10 protein-coding genes are annotated in these 14,763 nt (G+C 45.0%); 6 read left to right on the top strand and 4 right to left on the bottom strand.

Annotation, left to right across the window (positions count from 1 at the left end; genetic code table 11):
• Nucleotides 1-33 precede the first annotated feature (33 nt).
• The 6 genes from FKN05_RS14515 (at nucleotide 34) to FKN05_RS14490 (ending at nucleotide 9,563) form a co-directional block, all read left to right on the top strand.
• Nucleotides 34-1,029, top strand: a complete 996-nt coding sequence (locus tag FKN05_RS14515; RefSeq protein WP_099610612.1) for an ABC transporter ATP-binding protein — start codon at nucleotides 34-36, stop codon at nucleotides 1,027-1,029.
• Nucleotides 1,030-1,083: 54 nt separating this feature from the next.
• A complete protein-coding gene (locus FKN05_RS14510) occupies nucleotides 1,084-2,811 on the top strand; it encodes a glycoside hydrolase family 9 protein (protein WP_170887817.1) in 1,728 nt (575 codons plus the stop codon).
• On the top strand, nucleotides 2,808-3,689 hold the full coding sequence (locus tag FKN05_RS14505) for a glucosamine kinase nucleotide-binding domain-containing protein (protein WP_170887816.1): 882 nt from the start codon (nucleotides 2,808-2,810) through the stop codon (nucleotides 3,687-3,689). Before FKN05_RS14510 ends, FKN05_RS14505 begins: the two co-directional genes overlap by 4 nt.
• 4 nt (nucleotides 3,690-3,693) lie before the next feature.
• Complete coding sequence (locus FKN05_RS14500; RefSeq protein ID WP_170887815.1) at nucleotides 3,694-5,610, top strand: beta-N-acetylhexosaminidase; 1,917 nt, start codon at nucleotides 3,694-3,696, stop codon at nucleotides 5,608-5,610.
• Nucleotides 5,611-5,698: 88 nt separating this feature from the next.
• On the top strand, nucleotides 5,699-8,101 hold the full coding sequence (locus tag FKN05_RS14495) for a glycoside hydrolase family 94 protein (protein ID WP_170887814.1): 2,403 nt from the start codon (nucleotides 5,699-5,701) through the stop codon (nucleotides 8,099-8,101).
• A gap of 46 nt (nucleotides 8,102-8,147) precedes the next feature.
• Nucleotides 8,148-9,563 carry a phosphoglucomutase/phosphomannomutase family protein gene (locus FKN05_RS14490; protein WP_170887813.1) on the top strand — a complete coding sequence of 472 codons (1,416 nt, stop codon included), beginning with the start codon at nucleotides 8,148-8,150 and terminating at the stop codon, nucleotides 9,561-9,563.
• 57 nt (nucleotides 9,564-9,620) lie between these two features.
• Here FKN05_RS14490 and FKN05_RS14485 read toward each other — a convergent pair whose 3' ends face one another.
• The 4 genes from FKN05_RS14485 to amtB form a co-directional block, all read right to left on the bottom strand.
• Nucleotides 9,621-10,649, bottom strand: a complete 1,029-nt coding sequence (locus FKN05_RS14485; protein WP_170887812.1) for an ABC transporter ATP-binding protein — start codon at nucleotides 10,647-10,649, stop codon at nucleotides 9,621-9,623.
• Nucleotides 10,649-12,274 carry an ABC transporter permease gene (locus FKN05_RS14480; RefSeq protein WP_170887811.1) on the bottom strand — a complete coding sequence of 542 codons (1,626 nt, stop codon included), beginning with the start codon at nucleotides 12,272-12,274 and terminating at the stop codon, nucleotides 10,649-10,651. Before FKN05_RS14480 ends, FKN05_RS14485 begins: the two co-directional genes overlap by 1 nt.
• 93 nt (nucleotides 12,275-12,367) lie before the next feature.
• The gene (locus FKN05_RS14475; protein WP_170887810.1) at nucleotides 12,368-13,381 is read right to left on the bottom strand and encodes a Fe(3+) ABC transporter substrate-binding protein; all 1,014 of its coding nucleotides are present in this window, start codon (nucleotides 13,379-13,381) and stop codon (nucleotides 12,368-12,370) included.
• A gap of 139 nt (nucleotides 13,382-13,520) precedes the next feature.
• Nucleotides 13,521-14,750, bottom strand: coding sequence for an ammonium transporter AmtB (gene amtB, locus FKN05_RS14470; protein ID WP_099610687.1), 1,230 nt, complete (start codon nucleotides 14,748-14,750; stop codon nucleotides 13,521-13,523).
• Nucleotides 14,751-14,763 lie beyond the last annotated feature (13 nt).

The raw sequence follows: 14,763 nt of genomic DNA, 5'->3' as shown, positions 1-14,763 counted from the left end.
ACGCAGGTAATCACCGTATTTCTGGAGACAATTATGAGTAAAGCATTAGGTGAGCTGTTAATGGAAGGGAAAAACTTAGTCAAAGATTTCCCAATCAACAGCAATGCACTAAAACAACCCATGATGCGTGCAATTAACGACGTATCATTCAAAATGTACAAAAGTCGTGGTTTGTCGGTCGTTGGTGAGTCCGGCTCAGGTAAATCCACCACCGCTAAAATGATTGCCAAAATGTACGCTCCAACCTCTGGATCAATTGAGTATAAGGGCAAGAACATATTAGGCATCAAATCCCGCAAAGAACTGATGCACTATCGGGAAGGTGTACAAATGGTATGGCAAGATCCTTTTGGATCACTCAACCCTACACACACCATTTTTCACCATATTGCTCGCCCGTTACTGATCCATAAAAAGGTAACCCCGGGCAATAAAAAAGAGTTGCAAGAACGGGTTTATGACCTACTCGAGCAAGTTGGCTTGATTCCTCCTAAAGAAACCGCAGAGAAGTACCCCCATCAACTTTCAGGGGGACAACGACAGCGGATTAACTTAGCTCGTAATATCGCGGTCGGCGCAGAAGTTGTACTGGCAGATGAACCGACGTCAATGCTAGACGTTTCGATCCGCGCAGGGGTGCTCAACCTGATGGAAGAGATGAAGTTTGAAAAACAGATGTCTCTGCTTTACATCACACACGATATCGCAACAGCACGCTATATCGCAGAAGACCTTGCTGTGATGTATGTGGGCCACATGGTTGAATGGGGAGATACCGATGAAATCATTCATGATCCACAACATCCCTATACTCAATTGCTTGTCTCTGCGGTGCCCGATCCGAAAAAATCGATCCATGAGAAATTAAAAGGAAACAAAGGAGAAATCCCACTATGGACGCCAGATTCACTCGGATGTCCTTTTGCCGGTCGCTGTTTACATGCTAGCGATAAGTGTCGAGAAGCTTTGCCACCGGTTACTCAATTGTCGGACAACCATTTTGTCCGTTGTTACCTGTATGAAAAATAACACGTTGCGCTCAGCTCACTGAGCGCTCTTTTGTGTGAAGTGCGGAGAAGTAAAATGCAATTGCTCATCAACCATATTGGCTACGAAACTTTTGGCCCCAAACAAGCGGTATTACTGGCTGATGACTCAAGTTTATCAAGCAAAGAAGTTAGCTTGATATGCGCGCACAGTCACCAAACTGTTGCTCGTATAGCTATCAAAATAGGTGGACGAGTTGATCATTGGCATCATGGTGATTTCTATCAACTCGACTTTTCTTATATCACTCAAGAAGGGCAATATTATCTCCGCCTTGAGCAAACGCAATCTGCTTGTTTTGTGATCAAGCAAGGGTTGCTGATGCAATCGACCTTTTCAGATGTGCTGCATTATTTTAAATCGCAACGATGCTCCGGCATTTTTGATAAGCAAGATAAGCACGTACCACTTCTAGGCACTCACACCACTGCCGATGTGCATGGAGGTTGGTACGATGCTTCTGGTGACGTAAGTAAATACTTAAGTCACCTTTCTTACGCTAACTATTTGAACCCACAGCAAACACCGATGGTGGTTTGGAACATGCTCAAAGGGTTAGCGATTTTAAACCATCACTCGGGTTTTGCCGCTTTCCCTCGCACTCGCCTCATGGAAGAAGCGTTGTTTGGTGCTGATTTTCTGGTTCGAATGCAAAACGCCGAGGGTTTTTTTTACATGACCGTCTTTGACCAATGGAGTAAAGAGATCAAACAACGGGAAATCTGCGCGTATTCGACGCAAAAAGGTCTAAAATCAGCGCAGTTTCAAGCAGGCTTTCGCCAAGGTGGTGGTATCGCTATCGCTGCTTTAGCGGCCGCAGCAAGGCTAGAAATCAGCGGAGATTACTCTAGTCAAGACTACCTTGCTGCGGCAGAACGGGGGTATCACCATTTAAAAATCCATAACCTCACTTACCTCGATGATGGACAAGAAAATATCATTGATGAGTATTGCGCCTTACTCGCGTGCTGCGAGCTTTATCGTACCACGCAACAAGATCCATACTTATTAGCAGCCCGAGACTGGGCTAAACGTTTATCTGCTCGACAATATTGTGATGAACAACAAGCGTATTTTTGGTCAGCGAACAGCAATGGCTCTCGTCCTTATTATCATGCTGTGGAAGCAGGGCTTCCGGTTATCGCATTATGTGAATACCTTGCAATCGAACCATCCAAAAATCATCAATTGCCTATCCAGCAAGTGGTCGAGCGTGCTTGCCAATTTGAACTAACCATCACACAAGAAGTTGCCAATCCCTTTGGTTATCCACGTCAGTACGTTTGTGATACTCAAGGGAATAAACGTTCTAGCTTTTTTGTGCCGCACGACAATGAAAGTGGTTATTGGTGGCAAGGTGAAAATGCTCGCTTAGCCTCTCTCGCATCCATGGCCTACCTTGCTCAACCTTACTTAAGCGATGAAACCACCCGGTCCTCGCTGCTCGGTTTCGCCAATAATGCTCTCAATTGGATTCTCGGGCTCAATCCTTACGACATGTGTATGCTCGATGGCCACGGTCGAAATAACCCAGACTACCTACCCCATTTAGGTTTTTTTAACGCAAAAGGAGGCGTCTGTAATGGCATCACTGCGGGCTTTGAGGACGAAAGCGATATTGCCTTTAATCCTATCGCTCAAAAAGATGACATGTTACAAAACTGGCGTTGGGGAGAACAATGGATTCCTCATGCGGCTTGGTATTTGTTAGCGATCACATCTCAATATGTCCACTTTTCTTCCGCACCAGGAGCAGACCAATGATCAGCTATTACGTCGGAATCGATGGCGGAGGCACCTCGTGCCGAGCCAGAATTCGGGATCAACACGGAACACTCATTGGAGAAGGAAAAAGCGGCAGTGCCAATATTTTACTGGGGATTACACCTGCAATGCAGTCGATCACGGCAGCCATTAGCCAAGCAGCTCAACAAGGTGGATTAAATAAGCAACACTTTTCTCATATGCATGTTGGATTAGCGCTTGCGGGTGCCGAGCATCAGACAAGCTGGTTTGCATTTATGCAGCAGTCTCATCCATTCGCTTCGATGACCCTCAATACCGATGCATACGGTGCCTGTCTAGGCGCGCATAACGGTAACGATGGGGCAATTATCATTGCAGGAACCGGCTCTTGTGGCTTATTCATTCACCAAAGTCAGCAGCATATCGTGGGCGGGCGTGAGTTCCCCATTTCTGATCAAGGGAGCGGTGCGGCAATGGGGTTGCATCTCATTCAGCAGTTGGTCTTAATTCATGATGGCATTCGCCCAGCTACTGCGCTGAGTGATGCTATCTTCGCTTATTTTGCCGATGATATTGACCAGATTGTCTCTTGGTCTAAGAACGCCCTACCCAGAGATTATGGTCAATTTTGCCCGCAAGTTTTTTTATTTGCCGAGCAAGGTGATCCGCTCGCCATGGAGCTTCTTAAACAAACGGCTCGTAATATCGAAATGTTCATTTTTGCACTGCGTGCCAAAGGAGCCTCACAATTTTGCTTAATGGGCAGTATCGCAGAACGCATCATCACTTGGCTCGCTCCACCCGTTCAACACTGGATTGTCCCTGCTCAATTTGATGCGATTGAAGGCGCATTAATGTTTGCTGGCAAACCAGAACACAACTTGTATAAAGGATAGAATTATGAGCTATCGAATAGACTTTGCGGTACTCTCAGAACAGCCTTCCCATTGCCGTTTTGGTCTAACATTACATAATCTAAGCGATCAAGATCTGCACCATTGGACGCTGCATTTTTCTATTGAGCGCTACATTGAATCCGACACCGTAACTCAAGGTCAACTACAGCAAGTTGGTAGCTTTTGCTCCCTGTTACCAAACCAAAAAATATTGGCAGCTAATAGCCATTTTTACTGTGAATTTTGTATAAAAACGGCCCCTTTCCATTTTTATAGTGATGGGATTAAAGAAGCATTTATTCAACTTAGTGATGAACATCCGATTACCCGCTACCCGGTCATCGTCACCCCCATTGCTTTGGCTTCGCCCTACCGAGAACGCAGTGAACTTCCCGCGGTTGAGGTTGCTGAGTTGTGCTTGATTCCCTACCCCAATCATGTCGAGCAACAGCAAGGCGTGTGCCATCTTACGGCTAACCGCTCAATAGACATACAAACGCCGCTGGCTGAATCCGCCGCTCATTGGCTAACAGAAGAGCTCACCTCTTTGCACCATTTCACCTTAGCAGGCGAGGGGGCGATTGCTATCACTTATCGCTTAAATCCAACCCTTGATAACGGGTGCTATCAACTCAAAATTGAACACGATAGCATTCTTGTTGATGCCAATAGCCAACAAGGATTTGTTCATGCTAGCGCCAGCTTGTTGCAACTGGCGAAAAAAACGCAAGACGCATTAACCTTCCCACAACTAAGTATCGTCGATCATCCTCGCTTTTCATACCGCGGTATGATGCTCGATTGTGCACGTCATTTTTACAGTGTGGACGAGGTAAAAAGGCTCATCAACCAACTTGCACACTATAAATTCAATACGTTTCACTGGCACTTAACCGATGATGAAGGGTGGCGAATTGAGATTAAATCCCTTCCCCAATTAACTGATATTGGAGCGTGGCGCGGGATGGGTCTTCCCATTGAACCGCAATACAGCAAATTAACCGAGGTACATGGCGGCTTTTATACGCAACAAGAGATAAAACAAGTCATTGATTATGCTGAAAAACGTGGCATTACGATTATCCCGGAAATTGACATTCCTGGTCATAGCCGTGCCGCGATTAAATCATTACCGGAATGGTTAGTCGATAAAGACGATCACTCCACTTATCGTAGCATCCAATACTATACCGATAATGTTCTCTCGCCAGCATTGGCCGGGACTTATCGCTTCATGGATCTGGTACTGGAAGAAGTTGCGGCCCTTTTCCCAAGCCATTTTATTCATATTGGCGCTGATGAAGTCCCGCATGGTGTTTGGCTCGCTAGCACCAAATGCCAAGCCTTAATGAAGGAGCATGGCTATCAAGACGCCAAAGAATTACAAGGCCATCTGCTGCGCTACGCTGAGAAAAAACTCAAGTCACTAGGCAAACGTATGGTGGGGTGGGAAGAGGCACAACATGGCAATAAAGTCAGCAAAGATACCGTTATCTATTCTTGGCTTTCCGAACAAGCAGCGTTGCAGTGTGCCAAACAAGGGTTTGATGTCATTTTGCAACCGGGTCAATTTACCTATCTCGATATAGTACAAGACTACGCTCCTGAAGAACCAGGCACTGACTGGGCTGGCGTGATACCGCTCGAACGAGCTTATTACTATGAACCATTAGCAGAAGTTGCTGACGATAATCCTTTGCGCAAACGCATTTTAGGTATTCAGTGTGCCTTATGGAGTGAACGTGTTAATCACACATCACGCTTGGATTATATGCTCTATCCTCGCCTTACTGCCTTAGCAGAAGCTGGCTGGACAGAAAAACCACAACGCCACTGGATCAATTATCTTGCTCGTCTTAAAGGACATTTACCCTTATTAGACAAACAAGGCATTGGTTACCGAGCCCCGTGGAAAGTATAAAACGAAACCAGAGGGTTGCCCCTCTCCTGTTTTCTCTAGCATCGATATTGAGCGATACCCTGTATCGCTGTTTTAAAAGGAAATTACCATGAAATACGGCTATTTCGATAATGAACATCGTGAATATGTCATTACTCGCCCGGATGTACCCGCTCCTTGGACGAATTACCTAGGAACAGAAAAATTTTGCAGTGTGATCTCTCATAACGCTGGGGGTTACTCGTTTTACCACTCTCCTGAATACAACCGAATCACTAAGTTTCGCCCGAACTTTACGCAAGATCGTCCCGGTCACTATGTCTATCTACGCGATGACCAAACCGGAGACAGCTGGTCAATTTCATGGCAACCGGTCGCCAAAAGTTTAGACCAAGCGAAGTACGAAGTTCGCCATGGCCTTTCTTATTCTAAGTTTCGATGTGAGTACAACGGCATCACGGCCAGCAAGACGCTATTTATTCCGAAAGGAGAAGATGCCGAACTTTGGGATGTGGTGATCGAAAACACCTCGGATCAAGTACGAACAATCAGTGCTTTCAATTATGTAGAGTTCTCTTTTAGCCATATTGCTTCTGATAATCAAAACCATCAAATGTCATTATACTCGGCTGGAACTGAGTATGCTGATGGTGTCATTGAGTACGATCTTTACTACAACACCGATGACTTCTTAGGTTTTTACTACTTAACCTCCACTTTTGATCCTGATAGCTATGACGGTCAACGTGATGCTTTTTTGGGTATGTATCGAGATGAAGCAAACCCAATCGCCGTTGAACAGGGACGCTGCTCTAATAGCGCACAAACCTGCTACAACCATTGTGGTGCTTTGCATAAGCAATTTATTCTACAACCGGGAGAAAAAGTCCGTTTTGCCGTGATTCTTGGCGTCGGTAAAGGTAATGGCGCAAAACTACGTAAAAAATATCAAGATTTAAATCAAGTCGATAACGCTTTTGCCAGTATCAAAGCTCACTGGAATGAGCGCTGTGCTAAATTCCAAGTGAAATCGCCTAACGAGGGGCTAGATACCATGATCAACGCATGGACCCTTTATCAAGCAGAAACTTGCGTCGTTTGGTCTCGTTTTGCCTCCTTTATCGAAGTGGGAGGCCGTACTGGGCTTGGCTACCGAGACACGGCACAAGATGCCATTTCAGTGCCTCACACCAACCCAGCCATGACACGCAAACGTCTGGTGGATTTACTACGTGGGCAAGTCAAAGCCGGGTACGGGTTACACTTATTTGATCCCGACTGGTTTGATCCAGAAAAAGCCGATGTTAAACCATCGAAGTCACCCACGGTGGTCCCTACGCCTTCTGACGAAGACAAAATCCACGGTATTAAAGATACCTGTTCCGATGATCATTTATGGATCGTGCCAACTATTCTCAATTACGTTAAAGAAACCGGAGAGCTTGATTTTATTGACCAAGTTATTCCCTACGCGGATGGTGGAGAAGCCAGTGTCTATCAGCACATGATGGCCGCTCTTGATTTCTCAGCTGAATACGTGGGTCAAACCGGTATTTGTAAAGGTTTACGTGCAGACTGGAATGACTGCTTAAACCTCGGTGGCGGGGAATCGGCGATGGTTTCTTTCCTGCACTTCTGGGCGTTAGAAGCATTCTTAGAACTTGCAAACTATCGAGGCGACAGTGTAGCGATAGCAAAATACCAAGCCATGGCTGATAAAGTTCGCCAAGCTTGTGAAACTCATTTATGGGATGAGCAAGGGGAATGGTATATCCGTGGCTTAACCAAAGATGGCGATAAAATTGGCACCTTCGACCAGCCAGAAGGAAAAGTGCATTTAGAATCCAATACCCTCGCGGTATTATCTGGTGCCGTTTCCGCAGAGCGCGGCCAAAAAGCGATGGATGCTGTTTATCAATATCTGTTCTCACAATACGGTTTACACCTTAATGCTCCTTCCTTTGCCACCCCCAATGATGACATCGGTTTTGTAACTCGTGTCTATCAAGGCGTGAAAGAAAATGGCGCGATCTTCTCACATCCTAACCCATGGGCATGGGTTGCAGAAGCCAAACTTGGTCGTGGTGATCGAGCAATGGAGTTTTATGATGCCCTTAATCCTTATAACCAAAATGACATCATCGAAACGCGGGTCGCTGAACCTTATTCCTATGTGCAATTTATTATGGGGCGCGATCATCAAGATCATGGCAGAGCCAACCACCCTTGGTTAACCGGAACTTCTGGTTGGGCTTATTATGCCACAACCAACTATTTGCTTGGGGTGCGCTGTGGCTTTGATAGCTTAACGATTGATCCTTGTATTCCAACCTCATGGCCTGGCTTTGAAATTACCCGTCAATGGCGTGGAGCGACTTATCAGATCAAAGTAGAAAACCCACAAAACGTCAGTAAAGGCGTGCAAACCCTCATCCTTAATGATCAGGAGGTTGAGGAGATCCCCGCTCAACCGACCGGCAGTATCAATCACGTTACCGTCATTATGGGTTAAATATTCTGGGCGCAGTGATACTGCGCCCATACAAGGAGTACAATAAATGATTCAATTTGGTACTGGTGGCTGGCGAGCCTTTATTGGTGAAGAGTTTACCAAAGACAACGTTCGTTTAGTTGCTCAAGCACTAGCCAATATTATCAATGCGGAGCAAGTCGCTCAGTCTGGATTTGTGATTGGCTATGATCGACGTTTTTTATCCGATAAAGCCGGACGCTGGTTTGCAGAAGTGTTAGCTGGAAACGGTATTGTCGTGAGTTTTATTAATAAATTTGTCCCTACTCCGGTGGTTATGTTTAAAGCCAAAGCGATGGATTGTGCCTATTCCGCCTGCATTACCGCTTCACATAACCCAGCCGATTATAATGGTATCAAAATTTTTATTCGTGGTGGACGAGATGCCGATGAGATCATCACCCAAAAAATTGAACAACAAATTGCCAATTTAAGCACTGAAGATGTTCGTTCTATAGACTTTGATCATGCCGTCAACCAGCAGCAAGTCATGCTCATCAACCCCATGAACGAATTTGTCGATTCAATCATCAATGCCATTGATATCGAAGCGATTAAAAAAGCGAACTTACGCGTGTTGATCGACCCAATGTTTGGTGTTGCCAAAAATGCACTCCAAACGGTTTTGATTAATGGTCGCTGTGATGTCGATGTGATCAATGATGGCAAAAACCCTGACTTTGGTGGGCTGATGCCTTCCCCCAGTGCCGCCACCCTTTATCGCTTACAACATCTGGTTAAAAATGAAGGCTACGATATTGGGATCGGCACCGATGGTGATGCCGACCGGCTGGGGATCATCGATGAGAAAGGCAATTTTATTCACCCCAATGAAGTACTGATCCTGCTCTATTACTATTTATTAGAGTATAAAGGCTGGAAAGGTTCCGTAGTGCGCAATATTGCGACCACTCACCTGCTGGATAAAATTGCCGCCGACCACGGTGAACAATGCTTTGAAGTTCCCGTTGGCTTTAAACATATCTCTTCACAAATGGAAGCCGATGATTCTTTGATTGGTGGTGAAAGCTCCGGCGGCTTAACCATCCGAGGTCATATCAAAGGTAAAGATGGCGTGTTTGCCTCCAGTTTATTGGTGGAAATGCTCAGCGTAACCGGCAAAAAGCTCTCAGAGTTGCTGGATGAAATTTACCATCGCTACGGCTATGCCTATACCGCAGAAGGAGATTGCACTTTTAAAGCAGATGAAAAAGCGACCCTTTATCACAAAATCTACGTCGAGAAACAACTGCCCGATTTTGCTTATGAGGTAGAAAAAGTCAGTTATGCCGATGGCGCAAAAGTATACTTTAAAAATGGCGGTTGGGTGATTGCTCGTTTTTCTGGCACTGAACCCCTATTGCGAATTTTTGCTGAGATGGAAGATAAAGCGACGGCAGAACAAGTGTTACATCAGATGAAAACATTTCTCTCTTTATCATAAGAAATGACCAACCTGATTAGCCATGGCCCAGCTTGATGCTGGGCTAATTTATGCCATTTAAAAAGCCAAAAGCCCTTGTTGATCAATCGTCACCGCAACTGGCTGACCGATAGCAATCTCCGTTGTTGCGGTCGCAAGTAATGTCAGGCCCTCAACATCGATCAGGTAGCGGCAGTGATCCCCCATAAACTGTTGTTCAAGCACGACAATCGAGCTAGAAGGATCCGGTTGAATATGTACATGTTGTGGACGCAGTAATAAATCACACGCCTGATCTTGTTGAATCGGTCGCTGTGCTAATGCCTTTAGCATTCCGAAATGAGTCTGGTAATGCGCTGCATCGACGCGGCGAGCAGGCAAATAACGACCACCCCCTAAAAAATCTGCCACAAATCGGCTCGTTGGACGATAATACAGCTCAGAAGCAGTACCAATCTGTTCAATCACACCTCGATTCATCACCGCCATTTTATCAGCAAAGGCAAACGCTTCTTCTCGGCTGTGAGTCACAAAAATAGCGGTCACCCCTTGCGCCTTAAATAACTTGCGAATTTCAATAATCAATTCATGCCGAACTTGAGTATCAATATTCGAAAAAGGCTCATCAAGCAGTAACAGATCGGGTTTATAAGCCAGTGAACGAGCGATAGCGACACGTTGCTGTTGTCCTCCCGATAACTGGTGTGGATAACGCTCAGCAAAAGTTCCTAAATGGACTAGTTCAAGCATTTCTGCGACTTTTTCCTGAACCTTATCACGCTCAAGGCCACGCAAACCAAACGCTACATTTTCAGCCACCGTTAAATGTGGGAATAATGCATAATCTTGAAAAATCATGCCAATGTTTCGTTGCTCGGGTGGCACCCAATGTCGGCCATTGTCGATAAGCCGACCATTGAGGTGCATTTCACCGGAGCTGAGAGGTAATAAGCCGGCTATCGCTTTCAATAAAGTGGTTTTTCCACAGCCACTGGCTCCAAGTAAACAGACGATTTGCCCACTTTCCACCTCTAATGATAAGGATTCTAATATAACTTGATTCTCATATTGACAAGAGAGATTGTTAATCAATAAAGCACTATTCATTAGTGTTTTTGCTCCAGTGAACGGTTAACGATAAGCAAAGGAATCAATCCAACCAACACAAGCAGGATCGCAGGCATTGCTGCCATTTCTAACCGCTCATCTGAGGCGTAGTTATACACATAGGTGGCTAACGTTTCAAAATTGAATGGGCGCAACAATAACGCGGCGTTGAGTTCTTTCATCGATTCAATAAACACCAATAGCCCAGCAATCAATATCCCACGCTTGACGAGAGGAAAATGGACACGCCAAAGCATGCGATTGGCATTACATCCCATTGTTCTGGCTGCCATGTCCAGCGATGGTGATACTTTATTGAGGCTGGTTTCAATACTGCCTATCGCCACAGCAGAAAACCTCACCACCATCGCAAAAATAATGGCGAACATTGAACCTGAAAAAATTAAACCGGGCCGCCCCCAATTTAACCACTTCGCTACGTCATTCACCCCATGATCGATCATTAATACCGGCATCATAATCCCGATTGCAAGCACCGTTCCAGGCACGGCATACCCCAAAGCAGCGATACGCATATAGATCAATGAACATTTGTTTGTATGCAGACGAACGTTAAAATTCATCACTAAAGCGACCATAACCGCAGTAATTGCCGCAAAAATAGCAACCGTAAAACTATTGAAAGCAAATTGGCGAAACTCAGCTGTCCAACTGACAGAAAAATAGATCAAGGCGTAATGGAACAACTGCAGTAAAGGTAAGACAAAGGCGACCAAGACGAGCCCCCAACACCATATTACCCCTAACCACTTTTTCCATCCCGTTAAGGCGTAACGACAATCTTCATGACTATTAAACTGAGTTTGAAATAACTTCTGTTTACGCCGACTGTATCGCTCACCACTCAGTAATAGCACAATAATAAACAGCATCAGGGCTGAAATCTTCGCTGCTGCATTTAAATTAGAGTACCCCAGCCAAGTATCATACACCGCGGTAGTTAAGGTATTGACCGCAAAATAGCTAACCGTACCAAAGTCGCCTATCGTTTCCATGGCCACTAAAGCAAGCCCGACGGCTATAGAAGGACGAGCCAATGGCAAAGAGATACGTCTAAAACTTTCCCGTGGGCTACATTTCAGTAACCGAGCACTTTGTAGCAACGAGACACTCTGTTCCATAAAAGCGGCACGACAGAGTAAATAAACATAAGGGTATAAAACCAATGACAACACCATAACAGCACCGGCCACGGTGCGAATATCGGGAAACCAGTAATCTCCCGCCGCCCATCCGGTTATCTCTCGTAGAAAAATCTGCACCGGGCCTGCAAAATCAAACCAGTCGGTATAAATATAGCCGATCAGGTAACCAGGCATAGCTAACGGTAAAACCAACGCCCATTGCAAATACTTTTCACTGGGTAAACGGCACATTGCCATTAGCCAAGCCGCTGGAAGGCCAAGTAAAAAGGAACACAGCATAACTCCGAAGGTTAATAACAGTGTATTCCAGATATAGGTCGGCATTACAGTGGTCATTAGATGAGCAAATAACGCATCACTTTCCCCAACAGCGGTATAGAAAATAGCTAAAATAGGCAAAACCAGTAGCAGCGCCAAAACACCACTACTGGTTTTCCATAGGAATTGTTTTTCATTCATCGTCAAAAACGACAAAACTTGATGGCATAGCCGTATCCTTCAAAGCATCTGCTATCGGTTTTAATCATCCCGAGCATTAGCTAACCAATTTAATTACAGATCAAACTTCACTTCATCCAACAGCTTCACCGCGGTGTTATGATGTGATGCAATCTCATCGAGTGAAATCGTATCCGCTTTAAAGTCCCCCCAAGAAGCCACTAAGGCAGAGCGAGCTACACCTGGCTTGACTGGATACTCAAAATTAACTTCAGCATACATCTGCTGCGCTTTATCACCGGTCAAAAATTCCATCAGTTTTAATGCATTCTCTTTATTTGGCGCATACTTTGCCATTGCCATACCTGAAATATTGACATGTGTTCCTGTGGTCTGTTGATTGGGGAAATTAATATAAACCGAATCCGCCCATGCTTTTTGCTCAGGATCATTGATCATCGCGCCAAGATAATAGCTATTACCCAGTGAAACATCACACAATCCCTCTTTAATCGCTTTCACTTGACCGCGATCATTACCTTGTGGTTTACGAGCTAAGTTCGCTTTTACCCCTTTTAGCCACTGTTTCGTTTCCGCTTCACCATGATGAGCAATCATGGCTGAGACCAACGACACGTTATAAGGGTGCTTACCGCTTCGTGTACAAACTTTTCCTTTAAACTCGGGGTTTGCTAAATCAGCATAGTTAAAAGCATCGCCCAACTGACCGACTCGATCACGAGAAGAATAAACACTCCGAGTTCGCGTCGTTAATGCAAACCATTCATTTTCCTTATCTTGGTATTGCGCGGGAATGTTTGCTTCGATAAGTTCACTGGAGACCGGTTGCAATAACCCTTTATCAGTTAGTTCCGCTAAGCGACTAATATCAACGGTTAGAATAACATCGGCGGGGCTATATTCACCTTCCTGAACCAATTTTTCAGCGATTCCGGTTTTGGCAAACATAACGTTGACTTTAATCCCCGTTTCTTTCGTAAATTCATCAAACATTGGCTCAACCAGAAAAGGCTGCCGATAGGAGTAGACATTGACTTCTTGTGCAGCGATTACCGCTGGCGATAAGGTACTACATGCAATGGCAGTAAGCATGAGGAGTTTTTTCATAGTTCAGTCCTTTATTATTAATAATGATAACACTTATCAATTTCACTCATTATATTGTTCAAACTGAATAAAACAATCGTGGAAAAATAAAAAAGCCTGCTATAAAAGCAAGCTTTTGCAATGTATTTGTAACCAATTATTACTTTAGAGTAACAAATTCAGGGTAAGCATCGACGCCACAGTCATGAACATCCATCCCTTCCAGCTCTTCTTCCTCAGAAACGCGGATCCCCATGGTGGCTTTAAGCATTCCCCATACCACTAAACTTGCCATGAAAACCCAAGCAAAAATAACCGCCGCGCCGATGAACTGAGCACTAAAGCTCGCATCACCATTACTCAGTGGCACAACCATTAAGCCAAAGAAACCACACACGCCGTGTACTGAAATCGCCCCAACGGGATCATCAATTTTAAGCTTATCCAGCGCAATAATACTAAACACAACAATCACACCTGACACTGCACCTATCGCCACTGAATAGAGCGGAGAAGGAGATAGTGGATCCGCTGTAATCGCAACCAAACCGGCTAATGCTCCATTGAGTACCATCGTTAAATCAGCTTTGCCCCAAGTCGTTTTACACACCATAAGTGCAGCAATCGCTCCGGCAGCAGCCGCGGCATTGGTATTAAGGAAGATTTGTCCTACCGCGGTCGCGTTTTCAAAATCAGAAACCATTAGTTGTGAGCCACCGTTGAAACCAAACCAACCAAACCACAAAATGAAGGTACCTAATGTCGCTAATGGCATATTTGACCCCGGTATCGGATAAATTTGGCCATTTTTACCGTATTTCCCTTTACGAGCCCCCAGTAATAAAACGCCTGCGAGTGCTGCCGAAGCCCCAGCCATATGAACAATACCAGAACCAGCAAAGTCACTAAATCCGGCTTGCGCTAAGAAACCACCACCCCATGTCCAATAACCATGTATTGGGTAAATGAACGAGGTAAGCACCACCGCAAAAATTAAAAAAGCCCACAACTTCATACGTTCAGCTACCGCGCCTGAAACCACCGACATGGCGGTTGCAACAAAAACAACTTGAAAAAAGAAATCAGATTCTAGCGAGTGATCTGCCCCTGCATCTTGACTGCCGATCAGCGTACCAATGGAGGGTAGCCACCCCCCTTCACTATTCCCTACATACATGATGTTATAGCCGACGATTAAATAAGTTGTACAAGCAATGGCATATAATACAAAGTTTTTCGTTAAAATTTCTGTGGTGTTTTTTGAACGAACTAATCCGGCTTCTAACATGGCAAAACCGGCAGCCATCCACATCACTAACGCGCCAGAAATCAAGAAAAAGAAGGTATCCAGTGCGTAGCGCAGTTCTGTTACTGTCACTGACAAATCCATAGTCATTATCTCC

Source organism: Vibrio sp. 1-1(7) (genome assembly GCF_013048485.1).
Taxonomy (GTDB): Bacteria; Pseudomonadota; Gammaproteobacteria; order Enterobacterales; family Vibrionaceae; genus Vibrio; species Vibrio fujianensis.
Note: the sequence above shows the minus strand (reverse complement) of the source record. Positions and strands in the feature narration are given on the sequence as shown.